Origin of the sequence: Kitasatospora sp. NPDC086009 (assembly GCF_044540385.1) — a bacterium.
Lineage (GTDB): Bacteria > Actinomycetota > Actinomycetes > Streptomycetales > Streptomycetaceae > Kitasatospora.
Genome location: NZ_JBITSA010000024.1, coordinates 1 through 24123, shown reverse-complemented (window position 1 = coordinate 24123; position 24123 = coordinate 1). Strand labels below are relative to the sequence as shown.

Annotated in this window: 33 protein-coding genes and 1 pseudogene; 14 read left to right on the top strand and 20 right to left on the bottom strand. The window is 72.0% G+C overall.

Annotated features, from left to right (window positions below; translation table 11 throughout):
- Positions 1-7: 7 nt before the first annotated feature.
- The 5 genes from ACIF6L_RS34680 to ACIF6L_RS34660 all read left to right on the top strand — a co-directional run bounded on the left by ACIF6L_RS34680 (position 8) and on the right by ACIF6L_RS34660 (position 4563).
- On the top strand, positions 8-841 hold the full coding sequence (locus ACIF6L_RS34680; protein WP_396491590.1) for a hypothetical protein: 834 nt from the start codon (positions 8-10) through the stop codon (positions 839-841).
- A gap of 47 nt (positions 842-888) precedes the next feature.
- The gene (locus tag ACIF6L_RS34675; protein ID WP_396491591.1) at positions 889-2607 is read left to right on the top strand and encodes a peptidoglycan-binding protein; all 1719 of its coding nucleotides are present in this window, start codon (positions 889-891) and stop codon (positions 2605-2607) included.
- Between the two features lie 76 nt (positions 2608-2683).
- Positions 2684-2986, top strand: coding sequence for a hypothetical protein (locus ACIF6L_RS34670; protein WP_396491592.1), 303 nt, complete (start codon positions 2684-2686; stop codon positions 2984-2986).
- A gap of 32 nt (positions 2987-3018) precedes the next feature.
- Positions 3019-3489, top strand: a complete 471-nt coding sequence (locus ACIF6L_RS34665) for a hypothetical protein (RefSeq protein ID WP_396491593.1) — start codon at positions 3019-3021, stop codon at positions 3487-3489.
- Between the two features lie 72 nt (positions 3490-3561).
- Positions 3562-4563, top strand: coding sequence for a PIN domain-containing protein (locus tag ACIF6L_RS34660; RefSeq protein ID WP_396491594.1), 1002 nt, complete (start codon positions 3562-3564; stop codon positions 4561-4563).
- 64 nt (positions 4564-4627) lie between these two features.
- Here ACIF6L_RS34660 and ACIF6L_RS34655 read toward each other — a convergent pair whose 3' ends face one another.
- Entirely contained in the window at positions 4628-4960 is a 333-nt protein-coding gene (locus tag ACIF6L_RS34655; protein WP_396491595.1) for a hypothetical protein, read from the bottom strand.
- A 141-nt stretch (positions 4961-5101) separates the two neighbouring features.
- On the opposite strand from ACIF6L_RS34655, the gene ACIF6L_RS34650 reads away from it, so the two are divergent.
- Complete coding sequence (locus ACIF6L_RS34650) at positions 5102-5953, top strand: hypothetical protein (protein ID WP_396491596.1); 852 nt, start codon at positions 5102-5104, stop codon at positions 5951-5953.
- Positions 5954-6149: 196 nt separating this feature from the next.
- Here ACIF6L_RS34650 and ACIF6L_RS34645 read toward each other — a convergent pair whose 3' ends face one another.
- The 5 genes from ACIF6L_RS34645 to rfbB form a co-directional block, all read right to left on the bottom strand.
- Positions 6150-6431 carry a hypothetical protein gene (locus ACIF6L_RS34645; protein ID WP_396491597.1) on the bottom strand — a complete coding sequence of 94 codons (282 nt, stop codon included), beginning with the start codon at positions 6429-6431 and terminating at the stop codon, positions 6150-6152.
- A 55-nt stretch (positions 6432-6486) separates the two neighbouring features.
- A complete protein-coding gene (locus ACIF6L_RS34640; protein ID WP_396491598.1) occupies positions 6487-7455 on the bottom strand; it encodes a hypothetical protein in 969 nt (322 codons plus the stop codon).
- 162 nt (positions 7456-7617) lie between these two features.
- Positions 7618-8706, bottom strand: coding sequence for a DegT/DnrJ/EryC1/StrS family aminotransferase (locus tag ACIF6L_RS34635; RefSeq protein WP_396491599.1), 1089 nt, complete (start codon positions 8704-8706; stop codon positions 7618-7620).
- A 20-nt stretch (positions 8707-8726) separates the two neighbouring features.
- The gene (locus tag ACIF6L_RS34630) at positions 8727-9890 is read right to left on the bottom strand and encodes an NAD(P)/FAD-dependent oxidoreductase (protein WP_396491600.1); all 1164 of its coding nucleotides are present in this window, start codon (positions 9888-9890) and stop codon (positions 8727-8729) included.
- A gap of 41 nt (positions 9891-9931) precedes the next feature.
- The gene (gene rfbB / locus ACIF6L_RS34625) at positions 9932-10930 is read right to left on the bottom strand and encodes a dTDP-glucose 4,6-dehydratase (RefSeq protein WP_396491601.1); all 999 of its coding nucleotides are present in this window, start codon (positions 10928-10930) and stop codon (positions 9932-9934) included.
- Between the two features lie 253 nt (positions 10931-11183).
- On the opposite strand from rfbB, the gene ACIF6L_RS34620 reads away from it, so the two are divergent.
- The gene (locus ACIF6L_RS34620; protein ID WP_396491602.1) at positions 11184-12572 is read left to right on the top strand and encodes a sporulation protein; all 1389 of its coding nucleotides are present in this window, start codon (positions 11184-11186) and stop codon (positions 12570-12572) included.
- Between the two features lie 56 nt (positions 12573-12628).
- On the opposite strand, the gene ACIF6L_RS34615 is transcribed toward ACIF6L_RS34620, so the two are convergent.
- The 14 genes from ACIF6L_RS34615 to ACIF6L_RS34550 all read right to left on the bottom strand — a co-directional run bounded on the left by ACIF6L_RS34615 (position 12629) and on the right by ACIF6L_RS34550 (position 20662).
- Entirely contained in the window at positions 12629-13183 is a 555-nt protein-coding gene (locus tag ACIF6L_RS34615; RefSeq protein ID WP_396491603.1) for a hypothetical protein, read from the bottom strand.
- Positions 13183-13743, bottom strand: a complete 561-nt coding sequence (locus ACIF6L_RS34610; protein ID WP_396491604.1) for a helix-turn-helix transcriptional regulator — start codon at positions 13741-13743, stop codon at positions 13183-13185. Before ACIF6L_RS34610 ends, ACIF6L_RS34615 begins: the two co-directional genes overlap by 1 nt.
- Positions 13744-14153: 410 nt before the next feature.
- Positions 14154-14516: a hypothetical protein gene (locus ACIF6L_RS34605; protein WP_396491605.1), complete on the bottom strand. Its 363-nt coding sequence runs from the start codon at positions 14514-14516 to the stop codon at positions 14154-14156.
- Positions 14517-14784: 268 nt separating this feature from the next.
- Positions 14785-15327, bottom strand: a complete 543-nt coding sequence (locus ACIF6L_RS34600; RefSeq protein WP_396491606.1) for a hypothetical protein — start codon at positions 15325-15327, stop codon at positions 14785-14787.
- A gap of 10 nt (positions 15328-15337) precedes the next feature.
- Complete coding sequence (locus tag ACIF6L_RS34595; protein WP_396491607.1) at positions 15338-15817, bottom strand: hypothetical protein; 480 nt, start codon at positions 15815-15817, stop codon at positions 15338-15340.
- A 22-nt stretch (positions 15818-15839) separates the two neighbouring features.
- On the bottom strand, positions 15840-16043 hold the full coding sequence (locus ACIF6L_RS34590) for a hypothetical protein (protein ID WP_329492500.1): 204 nt from the start codon (positions 16041-16043) through the stop codon (positions 15840-15842).
- Positions 16043-16456 (bottom strand): recombinase family protein, encoded by a 414-nt coding sequence (locus ACIF6L_RS34585; protein WP_396491608.1) that lies wholly within the window; start codon positions 16454-16456, stop codon positions 16043-16045. Before ACIF6L_RS34585 ends, ACIF6L_RS34590 begins: the two co-directional genes overlap by 1 nt.
- A gap of 210 nt (positions 16457-16666) precedes the next feature.
- Positions 16667-17869 (bottom strand): helix-turn-helix domain-containing protein, encoded by a 1203-nt coding sequence (locus tag ACIF6L_RS34580; protein ID WP_396491609.1) that lies wholly within the window; start codon positions 17867-17869, stop codon positions 16667-16669.
- A 140-nt stretch (positions 17870-18009) separates the two neighbouring features.
- The gene (locus tag ACIF6L_RS34575; RefSeq protein ID WP_396491610.1) at positions 18010-18501 is read right to left on the bottom strand and encodes a hypothetical protein; all 492 of its coding nucleotides are present in this window, start codon (positions 18499-18501) and stop codon (positions 18010-18012) included.
- Positions 18498-19127, bottom strand: coding sequence for a hypothetical protein (locus tag ACIF6L_RS34570; protein ID WP_396491611.1), 630 nt, complete (start codon positions 19125-19127; stop codon positions 18498-18500). The genes ACIF6L_RS34575 and ACIF6L_RS34570 overlap by 4 nt, the downstream gene beginning before the upstream one ends.
- Entirely contained in the window at positions 19124-19270 is a 147-nt protein-coding gene (locus ACIF6L_RS34565; RefSeq protein ID WP_396491612.1) for a hypothetical protein, read from the bottom strand. Before ACIF6L_RS34565 ends, ACIF6L_RS34570 begins: the two co-directional genes overlap by 4 nt.
- A 53-nt stretch (positions 19271-19323) precedes the next feature.
- Entirely contained in the window at positions 19324-19830 is a 507-nt protein-coding gene (locus ACIF6L_RS34560; protein WP_396491613.1) for a hypothetical protein, read from the bottom strand.
- 90 nt (positions 19831-19920) lie between these two features.
- Positions 19921-20112: a hypothetical protein gene (locus ACIF6L_RS34555; RefSeq protein ID WP_396491614.1), complete on the bottom strand. Its 192-nt coding sequence runs from the start codon at positions 20110-20112 to the stop codon at positions 19921-19923.
- Positions 20113-20221: 109 nt separating this feature from the next.
- The gene (locus ACIF6L_RS34550) at positions 20222-20662 is read right to left on the bottom strand and encodes a hypothetical protein (RefSeq protein ID WP_396491615.1); all 441 of its coding nucleotides are present in this window, start codon (positions 20660-20662) and stop codon (positions 20222-20224) included.
- Between the two features lie 108 nt (positions 20663-20770).
- Here ACIF6L_RS34550 and ACIF6L_RS34545 point away from each other — a divergent pair, with 108 nt between their 5' ends.
- The 7 genes and pseudogenes from ACIF6L_RS34545 to ACIF6L_RS34515 all read left to right on the top strand — a co-directional run.
- Positions 20771-21142, top strand: coding sequence for a hypothetical protein (locus ACIF6L_RS34545; protein ID WP_396491616.1), 372 nt, complete (start codon positions 20771-20773; stop codon positions 21140-21142).
- 52 nt (positions 21143-21194) lie between these two features.
- Positions 21195-21500: a hypothetical protein gene (locus tag ACIF6L_RS34540; RefSeq protein ID WP_396491617.1), complete on the top strand. Its 306-nt coding sequence runs from the start codon at positions 21195-21197 to the stop codon at positions 21498-21500.
- A 169-nt stretch (positions 21501-21669) separates the two neighbouring features.
- Positions 21670-21981: a hypothetical protein gene (locus tag ACIF6L_RS34535; RefSeq protein WP_396491618.1), complete on the top strand. Its 312-nt coding sequence runs from the start codon at positions 21670-21672 to the stop codon at positions 21979-21981.
- On the top strand, positions 21978-22265 hold the full coding sequence (locus ACIF6L_RS34530) for a hypothetical protein (protein ID WP_396491619.1): 288 nt from the start codon (positions 21978-21980) through the stop codon (positions 22263-22265). The genes ACIF6L_RS34535 and ACIF6L_RS34530 overlap by 4 nt, the downstream gene beginning before the upstream one ends.
- Positions 22262-23431: a hypothetical protein gene (locus tag ACIF6L_RS34525; RefSeq protein WP_396491620.1), complete on the top strand. Its 1170-nt coding sequence runs from the start codon at positions 22262-22264 to the stop codon at positions 23429-23431. The genes ACIF6L_RS34530 and ACIF6L_RS34525 overlap by 4 nt, the downstream gene beginning before the upstream one ends.
- 184 nt (positions 23432-23615) lie before the next feature.
- Positions 23616-23741 carry a hypothetical protein gene (locus ACIF6L_RS34520; RefSeq protein WP_396491621.1) on the top strand — a complete coding sequence of 42 codons (126 nt, stop codon included), beginning with the start codon at positions 23616-23618 and terminating at the stop codon, positions 23739-23741.
- A 2-nt stretch (positions 23742-23743) separates the two neighbouring features.
- A pseudogene (locus tag ACIF6L_RS34515) lies at positions 23744-24123 on the top strand (protein-L-isoaspartate O-methyltransferase); the annotation flags it as partial.

Here is a 24123-nt window from a genome sequence, read left to right as displayed (position 1 = left end):
GCCCCGCATGACCACCACCCATGGCGTCTCCGTACGCCTGTACGACACCGCCAACCCGGCTCTCGGCCGGCACCAGGTCCTCGACGCCCGGTCTCTGAAGTGGCTGTACTGCGGCTCACCCGCGCAGGCACGGCCGGTGCACTGGCAGCCCCGGGTAGCGGTGCTCGACCAGCAGAACCTGTTCCAGCAGGGCATCAGCGTCAGCCGCCTGATGGGCGACGTCGTGGATGTGGACGCGCTCGGTAGTTGCACCGCCAACGCGGCCACTGCCGCGCTCTCCGCGCAGCTCACCCCTGAGCAGTGCGCGACCGCGGGCCTTGACCTTGACGACCCGGTGCAAGCGGAGACCTGGGCAATCCAGCTGTACGCGGAGGCCACCCGCCAGGACGAGTGGCTCGCCCGCCAGTGGCCGGCCGACGACTGCGGCTCCTCCGGCCTGGGCGTCGCCCGCGCCGCCCGCGCCCGAGGCCTCGTCGACTCCTACGTCCATGCCCGCACCGCCAACGGCCTGGTCGACCTGTTGCAGCACGGCCCGGTGCTTCTCGGCCTGCCCTGGTACAACGCCTGGTTCGACGTCCCCTCGAACGGCAACGTCGCTGACTGCCGGGACTGGAAGCGCTCCGGTGTCGCCGGCGGCCACGAGGTGTGCGCGACCGGCATCGAGCGGGTCACCTACGACAGGCTCGGCCGGCTCGACCTCGGGCGCACCGTCCTGCGGGTGCGCAACTCCTGGGGCGCCGCCTGGGGCCTGGACGGCGACTTCATGTTGCCCCTCGACATCTACGCCGAGCTGCGTCGCGAGATCGACGCGATCCAGCTCCGCCCGGCCGCCGCGGCCTGACCCGCCGCCGGCCCTTCCCCACCCCTCACCCCACGAAGGGGGTCCCCGTGACCGACTTCCACGCGTCCGTCGTCCACCCGGACGGCTCCACCACCTACTGCGGCATCGTCGACCAGGAGCACGTCGACCAGGTCCGGGCGATCGCCGCGCTCGACGACTCCCCGCGGTTCCTGCGCGAGCACCCGCGCCAGCCCGGCGCGCTGTTCGTGCTGCGCGACGACGGCGACCTCGACCACTACGTGCCGACCGACGCCGCCCCGTACGAGATCCACGAGCCCGACCCGGGCCCGGCCACCACCGGCCGCCGGCCCCGCAAGCTCTCCGGCCCCACGTACATCGACGGCGTCGAACGCCTCGGCCGGCAGGCGATCGGCGGGGCGATGGACCACCCCGAGTCCGGGCCCCGGGTCACCTGGCACACCACCGAGTGCCCCTCCGGCGCCGGCTACTTCGCGTCGATGGGCTCCTACCTCTCCTCGGCCGGCGTCGAGCCCCAGGTGCTCTACGACCCCGCCAGCGACCGCCTCGGGCAGTTCGGGCCGCTCACCCAGTCCGGCCGCGCGTTGCGCAACGACGGCGCCCGGCGCACCAACCGCGAGGGCTCGGTGAACATCCAGGTCGAGGTCGTCGCCCGCGCCGGCCAGCCCTGGACCGACGGCTTCGACCCGCAGGCCAAGCCGAATTACCAGCGCCTCATCGCGGCCGCCCGGGCGCACGGCGTGCCGGACACCTGGCCGGCCGGACCGCCCGCGGCCTCGCCGTCCGCGCCGTCCAACCGCTCCCGCGACATCTGGCAGTCCAAGGGCGGCCACTACGGCCACTGCCACGTTCCGGGCAACGACCACTGGGACCCGGGCAACATCGACACCGGCAAGGTGCCCGGCGGGACCGGACCGGCGCCGCGGCCGACGCCCCCGGCGGACCCGGACGCCTTCCCCGGCGCCGACAAGTTCGGCCCGGGCGCCGACAACGCGTACGTCACCCGGCTCGGCGAACTGCTCGTCGCCCGCGGTGGTGCCCGCTTCTACAGCGAGGGCCCCGGGCCGCGGTGGAGCGATGCCGACCGCAACGCCTGCCAGGCGTTCCAGGTCGCGCAGGGATGGTCGGGCGCCGACGCGGACGGCCTGCCCGGCCCCACCACGTGGCAGTACCTCGTGACCGGCCAGGGCAACAACATCGCTGCCGCCCCGGCCCCCGAGCCGCAGCCGACACCGGACCCCGACGCCTTCCCCGGCTCGGACGCCTTCGGCCCGGGCGCGCACAACGCGTTCGTCACCCGGCTCGGCGAGATGCTCGTGCGCCGCGGCGCCGGGCGCTTCTACAGCGAGGGTCCCGGCCCGACCTGGTCGGAGTCGGACCGGGCGGCGACCAAGGCATTCCAGGTCGCACAGGGCTGGAGCGGGGGCGACGCCGACGGTCTGCCCGGCCCCACCACGTGGCAGTACCTCGTGACCGGCCAGGGCAACAACATCCCGGCGCCGACCCACGGGCGGGGGACGCTCGGCGCCTGGCCGGGCTCCCCGCCCGTGCGCTACGGCTACACCCACGACGCCAACACCCGCCTGCAGCTCCGTCTGCGCGACGTCGTCGGCGAGGCCGCGGCCGCCGACCTCAACCCGAACGGTGCGACGGGCTACTACGGCGAGGAGACCCGCGCCCTGGTGACCCGCGCCCTGCGGGACCACCCCGAGACGTGGGACGCCGGCGAGAGCCAGCACGACGGCTACGTCGGCGCTCGGTCCTGGGCCGTCATCGACCAGCTCTGACCGCAGGTGGCCGGCCGGCCCGCTCGGCCGGCCACCTCGGCGTGCTCCACCCCACCACCCCAAGGAGACACCTGACATGTACAACATGACCGAGGCTCAGATGTGGGCCGCTCTCGTCGCCTTCTTCTCCCCGGCCGCCATCGCGCTCGTGCAGCAGCCCGGATGGACGAAGCTCTGGCGCACGGCCGTCGCCGTGGTGATCGCCGCCGCCATCGGCACCGGGTCAGCCTACTTCGCCGACGCGTTCACCGGCCGCGGCGTCGTCTCCGCCATCCTGCTCGCCGTCCTGGTCTCCACCACCGCCTACACCACGGTGTTCAAGCCCTCCGGCCTCGCGCCGGCCCTTGAGCGCGCCACCAGCCCGCGCGCCCGCCGGTAACACCCCCCCCGATCCCGTTCAAGGAGTAAGCCATGGCCGCTGTCGACATCATCAGCGCGCTCAGCGGGCTGGGCGTCGGTGGTGCTGTCACAGCGGCTTTCGGCTACCTCGGCCAGCGCAAGGTCACAGCTCAAGACGGCTACAGCAGGTTGACCGACGACCTACAGGAAGAGCGCGCCGCTCTCCAGGAGGAGCGCCGTCTTCAGCAGGTCGAGTTCCACGCCGAGCGGGCCCGCCTGGCCGGGCAGCTTGACCAGGTCCAACGACAGCTCGCCGCCGCCCTCGCCGAGACCGCGTTGCAGCGAGCGGAACGTCGGCGAGCCACCGAGCAACTCGCGGAGGCTCAGCAGCAGCTGGCGGAGACCCGTGCGCAGCTCGCCGAGGCACAGCAGCAGCTGATCACCGCCGGCGTCCAGGTCGCGGACGCGGTGCGGGCCGCCGGCCAGATGCGCGACGAGATCACCCGACTCCTGGCCCGCCCCGCTTTCGGCGGCTCCGACTGAAGCCGTAATAACGGGCCCGGCGCCGCCGAAAGCCCCCCACGGACTGACCAACGCTCGCACTACGATGCGCGGATGAGCGAACTGGGGACAGCCGGTCGGCGCACCCTGCACCAACGCGGCTCCCTGCGCCGCGCCCTGTTGGACACCTCGGTGCTGACCACGGACATCATCGCGGCGACGCGGCGGCCGAACCCGTCATCGTTCATCGCCGGGGCGAAGGCCGGGACAGTGCGGTGCCTGATTCCGGAACACGTGTGGGACGAGGTCCCACGGGTGTTGGCCGACCGCCACCAGGAGGGCGGACGGTTCGACCTTGACCTGGCGCTGGAGTTGTGGCGCTCCCAGTACGCGCCTGTCCTGTACGTCGTGAAGGCCGCTGACCTGCCGATGACCCCGCACGCTCAGATTCTCGCGGCCCGGGATGCCTCCGACGTGCCGATGTTGCTGCTGGCCGGGGTGATCGCCCCGGTGGTCATCATCGGAGCCGACTCCGACCTGATTGACAGCGGCCTCGCGGTTCGGGACTGGGCGTCCCTGCGCTCCGCCTTGGGGGACGTGGGAGTGACGGAGGGCCGGATGGCCGACCTGGAGCAGAAGGCCGATTCGGTGGTGACCCTCGTGGTGCGCGGGGTGGCGAGAACCATCGCCCTGCCGCCGAAGAAGCTGGCGACGGTGGCGGCGGCGGGCGCGGCGACAGCCGGGGCGTTGTACTGGTGGAACAAGAAGCGCCCACGGCTTCCGTCGCAGCGGCAGCCGTTGCTTCCTGCTGTGCTGGTGCGTGTTTCGACGGAGGTGGCCGCACTCACGGAGCGGCACACTCGCGGCGAGGACCGATGGCAGCAGGCCGAGCTGGGAACGCCCGGGGGCACGCTGCTACACCGGGTCGCCCGGACCCTGGTGGGCTCCCGGCGACCGCTGACCCGCACGGCGATCGTCGAACGCCTGGGCGAGGCCGTTCCGGGCAACGGGCATGCCGGGCGGATGGCAGCTGTACGCGACGTGCTTGTCGCGCACGAGATGTTCGTGGAGGACAGTCCAGGGCGCTGGCAAGTCGGCCAGCTTGGCCATCCGTGAGCCTCAGCCAAGGTACGTGCAAAAGGGCCCATCACATGATCTTCAAGCCCTGGGCCGCGTTGGATCAGCCGAAGGGGTGATCGTCCAGACGGTTGAGGATCTGGACGATCGACCGCAGGTCACGCCGGATCGCCGAGGTCCAGGGCGTCAGGTCCTTGTGGTGGTCGGCCAGCGGGTCCATCCACTCGTCATCCGGACCGAGGCGGTCGAACCGCATCTCCTTCTCCTCGCGCCACTCGGAACTGGCGTCTGGCGAACCCCAGGTGACCAGCCATCGGTCCAAGCCGCCCGGCCATGGCGCGGTGGGCCACTGGATCGCCATGGCGAACTCGAACTTGTGCAGCCGGATCTTCGGGCGCGCGTCCGGGCGTTGCTCTCCGCTGTCTTCATCAGTCACAGCCGGTGAGCCTAGCTGGGGTTAAGCCAAGGTAAGTGCGGAAGGGGCCATGGCCCCTTCCGCACTTACCTTGGCTGAGGGCCCCTTGGTTTCGTCCATTTCCACCGTCATGCGCTACGCGCTACGTGTAGCATGTAGCGCATGACGAGTATCCCCGTGCACCGGCACGAGAAGGGCGACGCCCCCGCACAGATCGAGGGCCCGCACATCACCTGGACCCCGGCAACCTTCGTCGGCCCCCTCCTTTCCAGCGGGGTGCAGGAGCACACCAAGGGCGCGCAACTGTGGCTGTGCGTTGGCCGGCGCACCCTGGCCACCGCCGAGTTCGAAGGCACCACGCGCCAGATCATCGACGCGTGCGACCGAGAGGCCGATCGGGTCGCCCCGTGGATGACGACCACGACGCAACTGGCGGCGAGCACCGAAGCTCACGTTGCCGCCGAAACGCTGACGTCGACTTACAACGGCTGGGCGGACGCGGCCGAGCAGGTCCGCAACGCGTCCCCCGGATACAACACCGACCCTGACAAGGACCCCGACGTACTGCGTATGCGCGAGTTCATCCGCGCCCTCGTCCCGGCCGATGCCGTCGTCGAACACGGTCTCGTCGAAGGCGCCGCCCTGCACCGCGCCGCCCTTGTGACCGCCCGGGACGACGCGCTCCGTCACGCCGTACTCGCCATGCCCAGCCTCGACACCGCCATCCCGACACTCGGATGGACGCCGATGTACAAGGTCGCGCAGATCAAGGAGATTCAGGAGAGCCACAACGCCGAGCTGCCACGCCTGCTTCTGCGTGGCTGGTCGCTGCTGGCCAACGACGACGACCGCCCCGACTGGGACCGTGGTCAAGAGGTGGCAACCCGGGACTTCCTGATCCGCTGGGCCGCGACCTGGGGGCTTCCCAAGAGCCTGATTTACAAGGCGTCCCGCGTCGCCCGCACAACCATCGACCGCGTCCTGACCGGCAGCGCGCACGACCCCCAGGTGTGAGCTTCGGGGGCGGACGCCCGGCGCGGTCCGGCCCGGTTGTCCGCCCGCCCCCACACCCTGACGGCATGACACAGAACGCGCCTGCTCGCCGCCAGCCCCCGGTGGGCCCTCAGCCAAGGTAAGCCCCGCTCACGCCGGCGGAGGTCGCCCCAGGAACCGGAGGTTAAGGGGCCTCCCGGTTCAGGCATCCTCACCTTCACGGCTGCGGGGCGTCCCTCCGGCCGATCAGGCGGAACCGAGCCCAACGGAGCTGGTCACCCGCGACATCGAAGGGGAAGCCCTCCTCCCCGTCCTCCCCGACGTACCGCACCCTGACGCACTGCGAACCGGAATCCACGACACGGCACTTCACATCCACTCCGAAGTCCAGCGAGGCATCCCAGTCCCAGTAGACCACCAGGTCGCCCCTGCGCAGATACTTCGCCTCGGTCTCCCGCGCGTCGGCCAGATCCTCCGGCGTGGGTCGGGCAACAATCACGACCTACTCTCCCCCATCGTCGTCATCGGTGGAATGCCGTGTAGCGGGCGGAGGTTCAGGCCTCCACGATTCGTCGTAGCTGTTCCATGGTGGGTAGGGGCTGGCCCCGGTAGCGGCGTTCGGCGTTGATCCGTTCCGCTGCTCGGTCGAGTGCGCGCCGCAGCCCCTGGGCCTGGAGCGGCATGCCGGCCGGACGTAGAGGGGTCCCGCCCTCGACCGAGGGCTGACCTCCGGTGTGGTTCGGCTGCAGGGAGACGAACAGGGCGTCGTGGTGCGGATCCACGTCCTGGTCCGGGTGTTGCCGGTGCCAGGTGCGCAGCTCGCCGACCAGGAGTTCGCGGATGGGCAGCCAGCGTTCCAGCGAGGCCCTGGTCGAGGGGTGCAGCTCGATGGGCTCGGTGAGGATCCGGGCGGGGTCTGGACGACGTTGCGGGTTCAGGCGGAGCGGGACGGTCATCACGTGCGGCGGCCGCCGCCGGGGCCGGGGTTGGACGGCCAGGTCGCTGGTGAGCATCGCGGCGAGCTCGCCGGAGCGGGCCCGGGTGTCGAGCACCAGGCCGATGGCCAGCAGGATCCGCCGGTGGTCCCTGTCCAGGCCCTCCAGCGCGTTGTGGGTGTTGATGTAGCGGCGCAGCACGCCGGCCTGGCGGGTGGTGATCCCCGGCTTCAGGCCGGGGGCCGGAGTGCGGTGGGCCAGGTTCAGGGGCCGTTCGGCGAGCGCGGAGAGGGCGTTCAGGCAGCCGACCCGGCCCCGGTTGGTCGCCTGGGCGGTCTGCCCGCTGCCGGCGGCCGCCGAGCGGTAGAGGCCGTCCTCGGCGGCCGCGAGGAAGGCGTCGAGGGCCTCGGTTGTCAACGGGCCGCGGCTCGGCAGGACGCCCTCCCGGACGGCCTGCTCCACCTCGTGCACGACCGCGCCGTACTTGCGGGCGTTCTCCCGCGTCAGGTCCGGCTTGCCGAGGAGAACTTGGTAGGCGTCCGTGAGGTCACGGACCGAGGGGGCGTTGACCTGCTCTTGTTCCTTCACGAGTGCCCCTTAGGCCCTCGCCACTCTCGGCGAGGAGGTGTGTCCGATTCTGGTGGCACGATAATAACGGGCCCGGTATACCTCCCTGGAATGGAGAAATGCACGACTCAGGGCCAGCTGAGCCGGGGGGCGCCCGCCGTTCGGCCGCCCCCCGGGTGTCGCTCACTCCTGTCGTGGTGTCCAGGCGTTGACGGTGTTGATCACGTGTTGCTGCTGGTCGGGGGCGAGCCCGGGCCACAGGGGGAGGCAGAGGTGGGTGGCGGCGAAGCGGTCCGCAAGCGGGTAGCTGCCGGTCAGTGCGAGCGCGGGCTGGTGGTGGAGCGGGTGTTCGTAGACCCCGCGCGCGGGGGTGATACCGGCGGCTTCGAGGTGGGCACGCAGGTCTTCGCGCTGGGCGCGGTTGGCCAGCTGGATGATCGCCTTGTGGCCGCTGTAGCGGTGCCTGGGTTCGAAGGGGACGGCGACGTGGGGGCTGCTGATCTGCTGAGCGTAGGCGCGTAGGAGGTCGTGGCCGCGCTCCATGGGGTTCGGTGCGGTGGTGAGCTGGACGAGGCCGAGGGCTGCGGAGAGTTCGGGCATCCGCCAGGCGCTGCCGAAGAGGGTGTTGCGGCCGGTCGAGTCCTTGCCCTGGTCGCGGTAGTGGCGGGCGCGGTCGGCGATGGTGGGGTCGTTGGTGGTGATGAGGCCGCCTTCGCCGGTGGTGACGGCCTTGGTGGCGAACGTCGAGAACGCGGCGGCCGCGCCGATGGTGCCGGCGGAGTGGTCGGCGGTGGCGGAGCCGTGGGCGTGGGCGGCGTCTTCGACGACGAGGAGGTTGTGGGTGTCGCAGTGGTCCGTGATCTTGTCGAGGTCGGGGGTGATGTGGCCGCCGATGTGGACGAGGATCACGGCGCGGGTGGCGTGGGTGCGGGCGGCGTCGATGGCGTCGGCGGTGGCGGTGAGCGCGGCGTCGTAGAGGACGGGACGCGCGCCGGCGCGGATCACGGCTTCGGCGGTGGCGTAGTTGGTGTTCGCGGGGACGAGGACGTCGCCGTCGTTGAGGCCGAGGGCGCGCAACGCGATCTCGAGGGCGGTGGTGCCGGAGGAGACGGCGACGGCGTGGCGGGTGCCGGTCGTGGCCGCGAACAGCTGCTCCAGTTGGGCGGTGTGCGGGCCGAGGGTGAGCCGGCCGCTGTCGAGGATGGCGGCTGCGGCGGTGAGGAACGCGGCTTTCTGGGCGGTGGTGAACTCGATGCGGAACGGGGGGATCACGGGGGTTGTTCCCTTCGGGTTCAGGCGGCCAGGGCCGGGGCCCAGGGCTCGACGGCCACCAGGCCGGTGGGGACGTCGACGGCGGGACGCGGGCGGATGAGGAGGTCGACGGGGTGGCCGAGGATCTGTTCGACGCAGGCGGCGGAGGCGTGGCCGGCCAGCGTCATCTTGCCGGTGCAGATGGTGTGCAGGCCGGTGATGTTGTCGCGGTCGGTGTGGTCGATGATGTGCCAGCCCGGGTTGAATCGGCCCGCGAGTGCCTGGTGGGTGGCCACGTAGTCGGTCTTGCCGACGGTGTAGGCGGTGGCCGAGGGAAGGTCGACGGCGCCGGGTTCCAGGAGCCGGCCGAGCTGGTGGAGCAGGAGCTGGGTGCGTTCCAGGGTGACCGGGAAGCGGCGGCATCCGGTGATCTGCGGCTGGATGCCGCCGTAGAGGGAGGCGAGGACGGCGCCGTGGGTGGGCATTACGACCGGGCCGGACTGGTTGGTGAAGATGATGCCCTGGGTGAGGCTGCCGGGCAGGTGCATCATCATGTCCAGGCGTGAGCGCAGGTCAGCGGCGTGCTTGGACTCCAGCTCGGCCAGCAGGCGGGTCGTGCCGAGTCCTGCGGCGAGGACGGTGTGGTCCGCCTCCAGGTGGTCCCCGGTGCCGGTGCGTACGGCGGCGGCCCGGTTGCCGTCGAGGACGATCGAGTGGGCGGCGGTGCCGAGGACGAAGCGCACGCCGGCGGCCAGGCACTGGGCGGTGATGGCGGTCATGAGCCGGCGGGAGGAGACCGCTCGTTCGGTGGTGGCGATCAGGTGCTGTCCGGCGACCGCCTCGGGGCGCAGGTGCTGGACGTCGGCGGGCTGGACGCGGCGGTGGGAGAGTCGGTGGGTGTCCAGGGCGGTGCGGAACTCGGGCTCGTCGGCGTGGTCGAGGACGTAGACGGCCTCGGCGGCGGGGACGAGCGCGTCGGGGGCGAGGAGGGTGTAGAACTCCTGAGCCTGGCGGCAGGCGTCGACGATGTGGGGAGCCTGGCGGGCGTAGAGGGCGCCGGAGTGGAGCATGCCGTGGTTCGCACAGGTGGCACCGGAGCCGATGCGTTCGGCGTCGAGGACGGTGACGTTGTGGCCGGCATGTGCCAGGCGCAGGGCGGTGAGCAGGCCGGCGATGCCGGCTCCGACGATCAGTGTGCGAGGCACGGGGCGGGTCCTTTCCAGGGTGCCGGCCCCGTGCCGTGGGGTCAGCGCCCGATCTCGGTGTACTTGGATTCGGTGCGGGTCTTCTGGGCCTGCCACCAGGGCTGGTTGTTCTGGTACCAGGCGATGGTGTCGGCGAGGCCCTGGCGGAAGTCCGCGTAGCTGGGGGTCCAGCCGAGGGCGCGCAGCTTGGTGCTGTCGTTGGCGTAGCGCAGGTCGTGGCCGGGGCGGTCGGCGACGTGGTCGTAGGCCGTGGTGTCGTGCCCGAGGAGTTCGAGGATGAGCTGGACGATCTCGAGGTTGCTGCGCTCGTCGGCGGAGCCGATGAGGTAGGTCTCGCCGGGGGTGCCGTGGTCGATGATCGTGTGGACGGCGGCGTTGTGGTCGTCGACGTGGGTCCACTCGCGGACGTTGGTGCCGTCGCCGTACAGGCGGGGGCGGGTGCCGGTGATCAGGTTGGTGACCTGGCGGGGGATGAACTTCTCGGGGTGCTGGTAGGGGCCGTAGTTGTTGGCGCAGTTGGAGATGGTGGCCTGGACGCCGTAGGAGCGGGCCCAGGCGCGCACGAGCATGTCGGAGCCGGACTTGGTGGCGGAGTAGGGGCTGGAGGGGTTGTGGGGGCTGTCCTCGGTGAACAGGTCGGTGCTGTCGACGGGCAGGTCGCCGAAGACCTCGTCGGTGGAGATGTGGTGGAGGCGCTTGCCGTGTCGGCGGACGGCTTCCAGGAGGGTGAAGGTGCCGTGGACGTTGGTGCGGACGAACGGCTCGGGGTCGTGCAGGGAGTTGTCGACGTGGGACTCGGCGGCGAAGTGGGCGACGACGTCGGAGTCGGCGATGAGGCGGTCGACGAGGTCGCGGTCGCAGATGTCGCCGACGACCAGGTCGACGTCGTCGAGGCCGGCGAGGTTGTCCTTGTTCCCGGCGTAGGTCAGCGCGTCCAGGACCTGGACGCGGTATTCGGGGCGGTGCTCGCGGGTGTAGCGGACGAAGTTCGCGCCGATGAAGCCGGCGCCCCCGGTGACAAGGAGTTTCTTCTGGCTCATGGGGCCGAATCCTACGGGCCCGTGAGCCGACCCTACGAATCGTCATATATGGCTGACTGCATGTGAGTTGCTCCCCTTCGGTTGGACCGTTGGTGGGTGGGTGTCCAGGGAACACCCGCGGCGCTCCTGCGGGGAGGCACACAAGGGGGGCACACAACACGAACCGGCTCCGGGCGGTGCTGGGGCGTTCTACGCTCGGAGCACCGGCCCGCGCACGTCGGGGCCGGGCCCGGACGAACAGGGGGATCCCGTCGTGGCGACCACCCGGGCCAAGGGCCCGAACACGGACCTGGCCGCGCTCATCGAGGCCTGCGGCGTCAGCCACAAGTGGCTCGCCCGGCGGGTCAACGAGCTGGCCGCCGAGCGCGGTGTCACGACCGCCTACACCCATACGGGCGTATCCCGGTGGACGGCCAAGGGGATGGTTCCGCGCGACCCGGCGCCGGCGTGCGTGGCCGTTGCGCTGGGCGAACGCCTCGGGCGGCCGGTCACCCTGGCGGAGATCGGCATGGGCGAGGCGCGTGAGGCGGGCCCCGACGTCGGGTTGGATTTCCCCCGCGATCCCGATACCGCCCTGCGCGGCGCCATCCAGCACTGGAGCACCCCCATGATCAACCGACGCTCCCTCCTCCACGGCTCCTTCGCGATCGGCGCGTACACGGTGCCCACCCTGCGCTGGCTCGGCACGCCCGCCGACGCCGTCCCCGTCACCCCCGACCCGCGCGGGCGCCGCGTCGGACGGACCGACCTGGATCAGCTGTGGGAGGCCTCCGAGGAGGCACGGCGCTGGGACTCGCGGTTCGGTGGCGGCCACGCGAAGGCGCCGGCCGTCTCGCGTCTGCTGCGCGAGCGCGCCGTGCCGCTGCTCCAGGGACACTTCACGGAGCAGCTCGGCCGTGAGCTGCTCACCGCGGTGTCCGAACTGGCTCGCGTCTCGGCCTGGTCGAGTTTCGACATGGGCGACCACGGCGCCGCGCAGCGCGACTTCGTCCAGTCGCTGCGTCTGGCGCGCGCCGCCGGCGACCGGGAGGCCGGGGCGTACACCCTGGCGACGATGAGTCTGCAGGCGATGCTGCGCGGCTACCCCGAGGAGGCGATCGACATGGCCCAGGGTGCCTACGAGCAGGCCCAGCACGCGGCCGCGCCCCGGGTGCTGGCCTTCATCAAGCTCGCGGAGGCCCGCGCGCACGGCCGGGCGGGCGACGGCCGGGCCGCCGGACGGGCGCTGGTCGCGTGCGAGAGCATGCTGGACTCCATCCACCCGGGCACCCGCGACCCGGCCCACCTCGCCTACCTCACCCACCAGCGGATCAGCACCGACGCCGCCGAGATCCACAAGGATCTCGGGCAGCCGCAGGCCGCCCTGCGCTGGGGCCACCAGGCCGGACCGATGTCCGCGAGCGACTTCGCCCGCGCCACCGGCATCCGCTGCACCGTGCTGGCCGTCGCCCACCTGCAGAACGACGACCTCCCGTCCGCGCTGGCCGCCGGCGAACGCGCGACGGCGATCCTCGGACCGGTCCGCTCCGCCCGCGCCCACGCCTACCTGCGCGACGTCACCACCGCGCTGCGCCCCTGGCGCGGCCAGGACCAGGTCGCGGACTTCCTGCACCGCGCCGGCACGGTCCTGGCCACCGCCTGACCCCCGCCCACCGGCCCCCGGGCGCGGGCCTGGCCCGGGCACCGCGGGCAGGGCGTTCACCGGCCGACCGACGCGAGCCCGGCGGCCGGCGCCGTCACGGCCGGTGCGTCGGCGGTGCCGCGGCCCGGGCAGCGGCACGGGTGACCGGACGGCAGACGACGAAGGCCGTGCAGCAGGTAGGCGGCGTGGGCAGCGGTGCGGGCGCCGATCCGGTGGTAGAGGAGGCGCAGGTGGCTGCCCACGGTCGCCGTGCCGACCCTGAGGACCTTCGCGCACTCCTGGTGGCTGAGGCCGCGGGTGATGGGCTCGAACGCGGTCAGCTGACCGCCGGTGACCCGCGCCGCCACGAGAGGGTCGCCCGGCGGCGGGACGAGCAGGCCGGTGCGGCAGGCGATGTCGACCGCCTGCACGGCCGTCGCCGCACCGAGCTGCTGGCGGGCCTGGCCGGCCAGCGCGCCGACCGTGTCGCTCGACCACCCGAGACGGCCGGCGATCGCCCGGTGCGTCAGGCCATACGCCTGGAGGCCGAGCACGCGGTGGCCCGGGGCTTCGAGGACGGGGGCGGCGCCGCACCGCGGGCAGCGCCGGCCGGCCTTCGGCAGAGAGGACATCAGAGGGTCTCCACGGAGTCAGGAGTGGGCCGGGAGGGTCCGGGCCCGTGGTCCGGGCGTCCGGTGGTGGTGCATGGGCAGGGGTGCGGGCGGGGCAGGGCGTTCAGGGAGTGCAGGTCGTAGACGGCGCGGGCCCCGTTGCCGACGCCCAGCTGCTTGTGGAGCCGGTCCGTGTGGGTCTTGACCGTGCCAAGCGTGAGGCCGTTGCGCAGCGCGATCTCCTCCAGGCGCAGGCCTTGGGCGCGCTGGGTGGCGACGAGCAGGGTGGTGGGCGCGAAGCCCTGCTCTGGCTGGCGGGCGTCGGCGCTCAGCGGCAGCAGGCCGGCGCGGAAGGCGACGTCGACGGCCTGGATCCGGCTTCGGGCGGGCAGCTCCTGGTAGAGCGTGCTGGTCCACCGGATGACCTCGGACTCCGTGCGGCCGGTGGCGGCGGCGATCCGCCGGTTGGTCAGGCCGACGGCGATGCGGGTGAGCAGTTGGTGCAGGTCGTGGCGCAGGCTGGCCGGCTTGCCGCAGGCGGGGCAGGGGTGGCCGGTCACCGCGGGTAGAACGGAGAGCATGGGTGGGCTCCGAAGGTCGAGGTCGGGGCGTGGCCGGAGGCCGCGCCGATCGGCCGGTCAGGGCCGGAACTGGGTCCGCGCGCGGGGGCGGTCCCGCCAGGGCCGATGGTCGTCGGGGATCGGTGGTCTGGGGTCACCGGTCACCGGGAGGACGGTGAACAGGCTGGGCCAGGTCGAGGTGACCGAATGATCCCGGGGTGCGGGTGCCAGGAACTGCGAGGGCCACGGAGCAGCCCCCGGAGCAACCCCTGCCCCGGGCCGGGCGGCCCGAGGCAGGGCACGACCAGCACGCCCAGCACTCTCCCCAGAGCGCGTACCGGTCGCCGCTCGCCGCACCCGCGGCGGCAGGGTGTCGCGCCGCCCTCCGGTGCGGCCCGCCGGCTCGGGGATCGGAACCCGGCCAGCGGAACTCATCGCCGCCCTTCCAGCAGGGCGGTGCTCGCGCGCAGCGCACCGCAGACACGGTGCAGCGCCTCCAGCGGCTGCTTGGGATCGGCGCCGGCCAGTTCCAGGTCCGCCGCGGTGTCGAGCCAGTCCCTGCACTCGTGCAGGAAGGTGACCGCGTCCGGGGGCAGGGCGAGGTGCAGGCCGGTGAGCGCCAGCGCGGCGCAGGCCTGGGCCAGGCGGTCGGTCGAGGGTTGGAGGAGTGTCGGGGCGCCCCAGCGGCGTAGGTCCGCGGCGATACGCTGCCGCGCCTCCTCGGCGGTCATCCGAAACTGCTCGTCGGCGGCCACTACCGGCAGCCGCCCAGCGGACTCGTCGTCCACACCCACCCCGCTCGCTTCCTCTCCCGCTGCGCCTACGTCGAGTGGTGGGGCCCGGCCTCCCGTCCAAGGCCGGACCCCCGTCTGGCCCGCCGCCACGTTCCCTCCGGGCGTGACGGTCGACCGAGCGCCCGTCTGTCCAGCAGACGGCGCTCCTCGCGGTGAACGTGGCGTGCCCACGGGGGTGGGGCACGCTGTTCTCCCGCCGCCCCGCCCGGTCGTGGGCGGGGTTCGGTCCCTGGCGGCCGGTCAGAGCCGCTGCACAGCCGCCAGGAGTTCAGGGCCGCCCGGCCGCTCTTCGGCCGGCGGTGATGAAGGCGGCCGCCGCCGTGGCGGACGGCGCACGACCGACGGGGATGTCGGCGTCGTCCGGCAGCGTCGCGAAGTAGGCGTGCTCCGCGACCACCGCGTCCAGCACAACCCGGACGTCCATGAGCCGGCCGAGGCCGTCCGGCTCGACCACCCAACGCGGGGCCCGGCGCCGCTGCGGGGCTCGGCCCGGCGGCGGGCACGGCAGCGCCCCGCCGGTCAGCAGCCTCACGTCGGGACGGTCGACGGCCATCGTGGTCGGCGCGACGAGGAACTCCACCGTGCCGCGGCCGACGCTGTGCAGCACGGGCCCGATCGGCTCCAGCCGCTGCGCCGCCCGTATCCCGAGGGTCGCGCTCACCTGCACGGCCGCGAGGTGGCGCAGCGGGATTTCGGCCTGGTCGCCGCGGTCCCAGGCGTCCAGGCAGGCGATCGGGTCGGGATGGAAGCCGGCGAGCCAGCGCAGCCCGGCGACGTTGGCGGGCGGGATGACGGGAGGTGCGGCGTGCACGGTGGTCCTCTCACGGTCGTTCGGCGGATGGTCGGGTCAGGCCCGGCTGCGGGGGGGCGGCCCGGGACGGAAGGCGGCAGCGAAGCGGTGCGGCCCGCTCGGTGCGGCGGTGTCGGGTGGACACGGGCACGGTGGCCCAGAAGGTGCGGCCCCGCGGATGGTCGGTCACGCCGCCGGCCGTGGCGTAGACGGCGAGGGCAACCGGGAGCCGGCCGGTGCCGACGGTTCCGCGCGGGCGCCGGTGGGGGTGGGCGGTGCCGCCGGTGATGACCTCCACGGTGAGCTCCCCGCGGCTCGCGGAGAGCCGCACCGTGACGGTCTGTCCCCGCACTCCGTGGAGCAGCGCGGCCGCGAACAGGTTGCTCACGACCACGCGCACGGTGTCCGACGCCTCCGCGTCCAACCAGATGCCCCAGCCGGCGAGCCGGTGAAGCACCCGCTCGCGCAGCCCGCAGGCGTGGGAGGCATGGGCGACGACGAGGAGCTGCACCTGGAACACCTGTGCCTCGTGCCTACGGGTGCGCCGGGTCGGCGTGCTGCTCGATCCAGGCGGACAGCTGGTCGAGCAGGGGCGCGGGCCCGTGTCCGAGGTCGACCAGCGGCACCCCGTCGGGGCCGGCCGGCCAGGCGGAGGCCGCCACGGTCGGCCAGGAACAGCCGGTCAGCGCCAGCGCCGCCCTGAACCGGGCGGCGGCCTGCTCTCCGGCGGTGCTCATCAGGCCACCGCCGTGGTGGTCACCGGCCGGCGGCCGATCAGGTGGTCACGGCCGTACTCGCCTCCGTTGACGACGAGGGCGAAGGTGCAGTGGTCGGCGGCCCAGTTGACCAGGGTGAGGTAGTCCTGGGTGTCGCTCGTGACCGTGGTGAGGTCGTGGAGCACGATGCCGTCGAGCAGGCCGCTCTCGGCCATGCGCAGCGTCATTCGCCACTGTTCACCGAGGTCCAGGCGTTCGAAGCCGGGCGGGGTGTAGTCGGTGAACTCGCGGCCAACGGTCCAGCCGTGCCGCTCGGCAGCCGCTCGGCAGTCGGAGAACTGCAGGGCGGGCCATCCGGGGCCGGGCGAGACGACATAGGACGCGACCGTGACAGAGTTCGCTCCCCATCCGCTGGCGGCGTTGGCCAGTTGCAATCGGCGTTGAGGCGCCGTTGAGGACCTGGACCCTGAGGAGGGGGTGCGACCGGACGGTCGCGGGGAGGCAGTTGCCATGGTGGGGCTCCCATTGGCGATCGGCAGCTGGGGCGGCTGCCCGGTGCGGGAGATCTGCCCGCGCACCGGGCCCTGCATGACCAAGCTTGCCGAAGATGAAAGCCCTTGAATTTCACGAAAAGTGAAAGATCGTCACACCCCGGAGCGAACGATCCAGGTTGACAAACGGGGGTTGCGCCGTCCGCCCGCGCGGGCCAGACCAGTGACGGTCTCGCGTACCAGGGGATGGCGAGACGCCTGTTGAGGAGCCACCTCGTAGGCCGCGTCGAGATGATCGAGCGCGGCTTCGGGCTGGGCAAGCCAGAAGTTGGCTCGGGCCAAGTCGATGTGGTGGTGTCCGATCCTGGTGGGCGCCCACCCCGGCGGGAACCGAACCCCTTGCGCGGCCCGGACGGCCTTGTCGTGCTGTCCGGACTCGACGAGCGTCATCACCCTGTGCACGCCTACGTTCGTCCCCCCGAAGTGCAGGGAGAAGTCGTCGGTCTCCCCGGTGACAGCCGCGACCCGTCCCGCCTCCTTGAGGTGGTGTTCCATCAGGTCCGTGTCTCCGGAGCGCGCGGCCACCACCGCCGAGCCGAGGTGGAGCTGGCCGCCCACGGCCAAGACGCCGGGGGTCTCCGGGTCCGTGCCTTCGAGGTGGGCACGGCCGGCAGCCTGGAGCCGACGGCAGGCACCCAGGTTCTGCTCCCGCAGGTAGGCGGTGACTCTCAGGTACTCGCGGGCTGCTCGCAGGCCCGGAGCACGGTCGCCAGCACGCTGGGCCGCCCAGTCCATCCGGGCGAGCGCGGTGGCGGACAGGTCGGTCATTCCGATGGCGATACCCACCGAGTGGCCACACCGGTACGCCTCGGCGAGAAGACCCCAGGCCTGTCGTTGCTGCTCGCCGGTGAATTCGTGCGCAGCGGTGTGCAGCTCGGTGATCAGGCCCGGAAGGGTCTGGCACATCGGCTTGTACGCGGCGGCCTGAGCGAGGGTGTTGATGCGCTTCACCGCTGCTCGTAAGGCGCCCAGCGGCCTGGGCCTGACGTCTTCTTGGGGCGGCAGGTCGAAAAGGTCGAGCGCGGTTCGGATGGGCCCCATGAGCGGCGCCAGCGGATCGGCGGACATACCGTCACTGTACGTCGGGGGTGGCATCAGGTCAGCGGGCTCGACGCCCAGGGCACGGGCGACGGCGTTGATGAAGTCGGGTGTCGGCGGCTTGTAGTCCGTGACCACCTTGGTGAGCAGGCTGTAGGAGACGCCGGCGAGCTTGGCCAGCTTCAGATGGCTGATTCCGCGCTCGTCCTCGTACGCCTTGATGCGTTGTCCGATGCTGATGGTGTTCGGTGGTGCCATGATGTACTCCCGTCCCGTGCGCGCCTTAGACCCGTGTGCACGGGACGGTACCCCCTTTCAGCTCTGTGTAGCTCTGAAAGCACCAACTGTGATCATGGGCGGGGCCCGTAGGGTCTGGTCGCAGAAAGTTCGCGGTTCCGCTACCGACCGGTCAACAGCTTCGGCCCGACACCGAACCAGCGGGGCACCCGCGGGTTGGCCGCGATGTCGTACCGGCCGCTGTGCTCGGCAGCGAGCTGGATGATCCTGCGCAGCTTCGCCCGCTCCCCCTCGGGCGCCCGTACGCCGGCCACTACGTCAGCCTGGATCGGGCGCAGCGGGTGGGCCTGGATGAGAACTTCCCCGTGCTCGTGTTCGGTGAGGTGCCGGTTGGCGATGTAGAGGGTGTCGGAGCTGTCGAGCTCGGCGGCGAGGGCGGCTTGGTCGATGTGGTCGCCAAGCTCGCGGCCGCCGGCGGTCCATCGGTAGTGGACGTGGGATCCGCCGTCGGGCTGACGGATCCGGATCCACAAGAAGGTCTCGGGCTCGAGGTCGTCGGCCAGGCCGTCGGCGAAGGTCTGCTCGGCCGGGCGCGGGTCGAGATCGAGCGGGGGTAGCGTCAGGGCGTCCGGGACAGCCAGGGCGGTGGTCATCGGGCGGGCTCCAGGGTGAGGTCGCCGGTGATCGCGGCGAGCTGCTGGCCGGTGTCCAGATCGGTGGCGGTGGCCTGGTGTGGACCGGGTACGCGAATGTCGAGGGTGGCGACGCCGCGGGCGGCGACGTACTGCAGCCACCGGGTCCAGCGGTTCGGGTTGTCCGGCCTGCCGAAGGCGGCGAGGTTCCACGGGTAGACGACGGCGTCTCGCAGGTACAACTCGTGGCCGCTGTCCTGGTGGACGACCTCGACGTGAACGGTGACCGAATCGGCGCCGACCAGGTTACGGAAGCAGACGCCACCGCGGGGACCGAACTCCAGCATCCCGTAGGGCCGCGGCTCGGCCTGCGGGTGGTGGCCGGGCCGACCGGTGACGGCGTAGAGGTAGATCCGGGATCCGCTGTCGCCGTAGAACTGTTGGTTGGTGAGGGTGCGGCCGTCGGCGAGGTTCTGGGTGCTGCGAGCGATGCCGTCGATGGTGGCCGGCTGTGTACCGAGGCGCTCGCGGAGTGCGCGTTCGGCGGCACGCTGGGACGGCCACCACTCCAGCAGGGTGCCGTGGTCGATCGGCTCGGTGTCGGCCGGCCCGGGCAGCCAGCGGCCCCAGAGGAGTTCGGGCGTCACGTCGTCACGACCTTCCGCAGGATCGAGTCGGCCAGGGCTTCGGCGATGTCCTGGTAGGGCATCTCGGCCAGCCCTTCACCGGTCTCGTTGTCGAGCGCTTCCAGGTCGTCGGTCAGGACCTGGACCAGCTGCTCGCGGTCCATGGTGTTCTCCTTCGAGGCGGGTGGGGACGGAACGGGCCCGTCCTGGTGGTCGGTCACTGCTCGGCGGCTGTGCGGGGGCGCCCGGCGCTGCGCTGGGCGGCGTAGCGCTTCACCTGGTCGGCGATGAAGACCGGGCGGCCGTCGATGGTGGCGGCGACCGGGACGTGCCGCTGAAACTCCGGGGAGGCGATCCGCTTGCGGGCGCCCGCGCCGCTGATGTTGAGGATCGTCGCGACGCCGGGTACGCCCGTCAGCTCGGGGATGTCCGGGGCGTGGGTGCGACGGTTCCGTTCGGCGCGACTCATGACCTCGATGACGGCGACCGGGGCGGATCCGTGCGCGGCGCGCAGCGCGGCACCCACGATCTCCAGCGCGGCCGGGATGGCGAGTTCGACGGTGGGGGCGGGCAGGGTGATCTCGACGGCGAAGTTGCCGTTGGGGGCGGTGGTGGGCGCTCCCGCGTACTCGGCGAGCTGGTCGAAGAGCTGGTCGTGGACGTCGTCGGTGACCGTGGTGGCGTACTCGATGTACGCGTTCCATGCGGTCTTGTGGGTGGCCATCTGGGTTCTCCTGGTGGCGAGTTGGGCGGTGGGCTGTCGGTGCGCGGTTGGGGCCCGGGGGCACCCCTGGGGGCGCCCCCGGGGTGGGGGTCAGGGCTTGAACCCGGCTCGCTTCAGGACTGCGAGGCAGTTGGCCATGGAGCGGTGGTCACTGGGGCTTCCGGGGAGGGTGGCCACCCGGCGCCCGTCCTGTCGGACGGTGAGGTGGCCGTTCTTGGTGGCCTCCACCTCGAACCCTTGGACGGTGAGCTTCTTGACCAGGGCCCGCAGATCCTTGTGCATCGTATCCCCTATAGTTGCGTTCCGACAACCATTATTCTGCCATAATGGTTTCGCTATCGCAACCTTTATGGGGCGAGCAGCTCGTTTCGCAGGACCCCCTGACCTTCCCTCAGCCCTCACCGTGGAGGTCGGACAGCGCGGCTCGGAAGGCCGGCAGCGGGTCGGCTTCGGTGCCGTGGTTCGGCATCTCCAATCTCACCACCGCCCCCATCGTGGTGACGGTCTCCACCGGAACCGGCAGGGACGCCGGCCATCGTCCAACCAGAGCCCCCTCCCGGATTCTGCGGGCGAAGGCGCCGGTGCAGCCGCGCAGGCTGCGCCCACCCTCCCCGCGGGCGACGTCCGCCGAGCACCAGCCACCGCCGGCGACGACCGCGCGCAGGATCTGCTGGGCTCGTGGCGGCAGGTTGAGGTAGTAGGCGCGCGCCCGCTCCGGAGTCCAGCGGGTGTCCGGCATCGCGGCCACCTCCGCACCCGGCTCGGAGGTGAAGGCCAGGAGTCGCTCCAGGACCTCGGGGGTCGGGTCCTCCACGGTGACGGTGATTCGCATGGCGCGCACCCTCCCAGGTCCGGGCCCTGAACACAAATAACCGTGGTAGACGGGTGACAGACCTTTCGGGGCGTCGACACTGTCCGAGGACCGCCCTACGGTGGAGGCATGACGAACGCCGAGCTGGTCCGTCTTCCGTGTCCGCCCGTCTCCTCCGACCGCCTCACCCCGACGGACGTCCGGATGCTGGCCACGTTCGTTTCCCGGCGGGCCCCGGAGCTGCAAGCGTCACCGGCCGGCGACATCGGGACGTACCAGCTGGGGACGGCCGCCGCGCGTCTGCGGAAGGAGTTGCTGGCCGCCCTTTCCCTGCGGGACCGGGCGACCGACGATGCAACCGCCGCCGCCTGCGCCCGGGAGATCGTCCGCCTCTGGGGCACCCTGGCGAGGATGGCCGGACCGTGGCGCGACCGGCCGGACTGGGATGCGCTGTGGTCCCACCCGATCTCTGCGCCGGATGATCTCCGCCCGAAGGGGTGAACCGCCCTTTTGCGGGCACCGGTCGACGCCGGTCGCGCCGTACGCTTCCCCCATGACGACCGAGCAACAGGCGCCCGCCCGACCGGACGAGGACGAGGTACGGGCGCTGAGCGCGTTCGTCTACAACCAGAACATGTCCGGGGTCCGTGTCGGCGACCGCGCTGCCAGGGCCGTGGTGAACGCCACCGTGACGCTCACGACGTCGTTGTTGGCCGACCTGAAGGATCCGGATCCGGCATCGGAGCGCTGGCACACCGCCTGGGACGCGCTGGTGGAGCTGGCCGCTCCGTGGCACGACGCCCCGGGCCACCGGCCGGCCTGGGCGCGGTTCGCCAACGGCGCTCCGGTCCCCCGCTGACGTTTGTACCAGGGTTCGTGTTGCGTCCTCTAACTGTATTTAGAGGACGCAACACGAAGGTTGGTACAGATATCCTGTGCTCCACGGGCCGTCAGCACCCCTCCCTACGCTGGACCCGTCCGCCGCACCCGGCCCGGGCCGGCGGAACCGCACCGGAAGGGGAATGTCCGTGTACATCACCCGCGAGCAGATCGACACCGTCGCCGACTTCGTGCTCGCCCGCGTGGCGGAGGAGGTTCTCGCGCGCGCCGACAACAAGCCGGAGCACGCGCTGGTCGAAGCCGTCCGGGCGGCCAGGAAGTTGGTGAGCCGGTTCGCGGACATGCCGCCAACCGCCGGCCATGAGGAGGCCTACGAGGCCGGTGTCATCGCGTCAACGGCCTGGGCAATCCTGACCGCGGCCGCACACACCTGGCGCGGCCACCCCCTCTACCCGGTAACGGCCGATCAGCCCTTCAACCACTTTCTGGAGGCGGCGTGACGTGGTTCCGTCGCCGCCCGGCCGTGGCCGCGCCGCCGGCCGAGCGGGCGGACCCCGCCCTGATCGCCGTGCTGGAGCACGACCTGCTCGGTATCAAGCCGGTCCCAGGCAGCCCGGCCGCCCTGGCCGTCGCGCTGCGCCGCACCAGCACGTGCGTCGAGCACCGTCCGGTGGAGACCACGAAGTTGCGCGATCCCCGTCCGACGGCCATCTGCGCCGGGTGCGGCACGCACATGGTGGAGTCGCTGGCTGGCTGGGTGGTCGCGGGCGCGGAGGAGCCGTGAGCGGGAACAGGCTGCCGGTGCTGGCGGGCGTCGAGGTGATCGAGGGCGAGCTGGTCGAGGATGACGACCAGGCGCTCGTGCAGTTCGCGCTGCCCGGGGTCGACGCCGAGGAGCCGTTGACCGCCGAGGCGGCCGAGGACCTGGCCGACTCCCGGCCGGAGCGCACCAGCACGACGTACAACGAACAGTGGCGGTACTTCGAGCGCTGGTGCGCGGCGGAGGGCCGCCGGCCGGGCCCGCGGACCGAGGAGACCACGATGGTCTCCTACATCTCCCACCTGCGCCGGCACGGCGGCCGGGACAGGACGGGAGCGCCGGTCAGCTCGCTGCGGCTGGCGATGGCGGCGATCCGGGACCGCAACGCGGACGCGGGGTTCGCGAAGTGGCCGCCCACGCGGGCGGCGAACGCCCTGATCCGCAAGCAGGCCGCCCGGTTCGCGGCGGAGAAGCGCGTCCCGAGGTCGTCGCCGCCGGTCGACCGCGCCCGGGTCGCCGAGCTCCAGGCGGGCGTGACGGCCAGCAGCGAACTCGCGCGCTACCGGGACCTGGTGATCCTGCATCTCGGCTATCGCACTCGGGCCCGCCGCTCGGAACAGGCCGCCTACCGGATCGACTCGATCGCGTTCGTGATGCTCGCGGACGGCGGCGAGGAGATGATCGTCGGCAAGCGCACCTCGAAGAACGACCACTGGTCCACGGGCAAGGAGTACACCGTGCGGGACCGGGTGGCCATCGCGGTGGTGCGCCGGTATCTGGAGCTGCTCGCCGAGTACGGCCAGGCCGACCCCGAGATGCCGCTGCTGCGCGGCATCACCCCCAAGGGCGGCCTGATGCCCGTACCGAAGACCGGGATCGGCCTGAGCGGGCACGCCGTGAACCGGGCGCTGAAGCGGATGATCGCCCGCACGCCGGACTTCGACGCGCCGACCGCCACCAGCCACGGCCTGCGCGCCGGCGTGCCGGCCGACCTCGGTGCACAGGGGTACAGCGGGGCCGAGATCCTGGCCATCACGGACGGCGACTGGGCCTCGGAGAAGATGGCCACGCACTACGCCAAGTCTGGGGCGCGCCGTGGCGGCAGGGGCAACGAAGGCCAGGCGCAGCAGGCTCTGGACGCATTGACCATCGCCGCTCCCCCCGACGACGGTGTCGGTGCCCACCAGTAGGTTGTGCGGTGGTCCCGAGAAGGCCTGAGCGGCCCCGGCAGGGCACTGCCGGGGCCGCTTGCTTTCCCGGGGGCGCGCGTACGACATCCGGCGCCCCTTGTGCGCTGCTGCGCCCCCTACCGTCTGCGTGGCGTAGCGGTCAGGATGGCCGGGTTGTTGTTCTGTGCGCAGAGGGGGAGCCCTGATGGGTAAGCGGGAGAAGGATCAGCCGCTGGACAAGGGCAAGGCGCCGCCCGGGAACGCGGACGGGAAGGTCGACAAGCCGGATCCGGGTAGTGATGGGAAGCACCGGTTGCCGAAGAAGGACTGAGCGTGGACCTGGACCTCGTGGGGTGGCGGGCCGGCCTTGATGAGGCGATGGAGGCGCGTGGGGCCTGGCCCGAGCGGGCTCCGTGGCTGCGCGAGGCCGTGTCCGCGTTGCCGCGGGACTGGTTCGCGCCGGAGCGGCTGTGGCGGTGGGACGGGGACGCGTACGTGGCGGTGGAACGGTGGGCCGATCCGCAGGGTTGGGCCGGCGAGTTGTACGCGGACCAGTCCGCGGCCGCGGTCACCCAGGTGAGCGAGGGGCTGGCGTCGTCCAGCCTGTCCGCGCAGGGGGTGGTGGTGGACATGCTGGACTCGCTGCTGCTGGAGCCCGGGCACCGGGTGTGGGACATCGGCGGTGGGCAGGGTTGGAACGCCGCGCTCGCCGC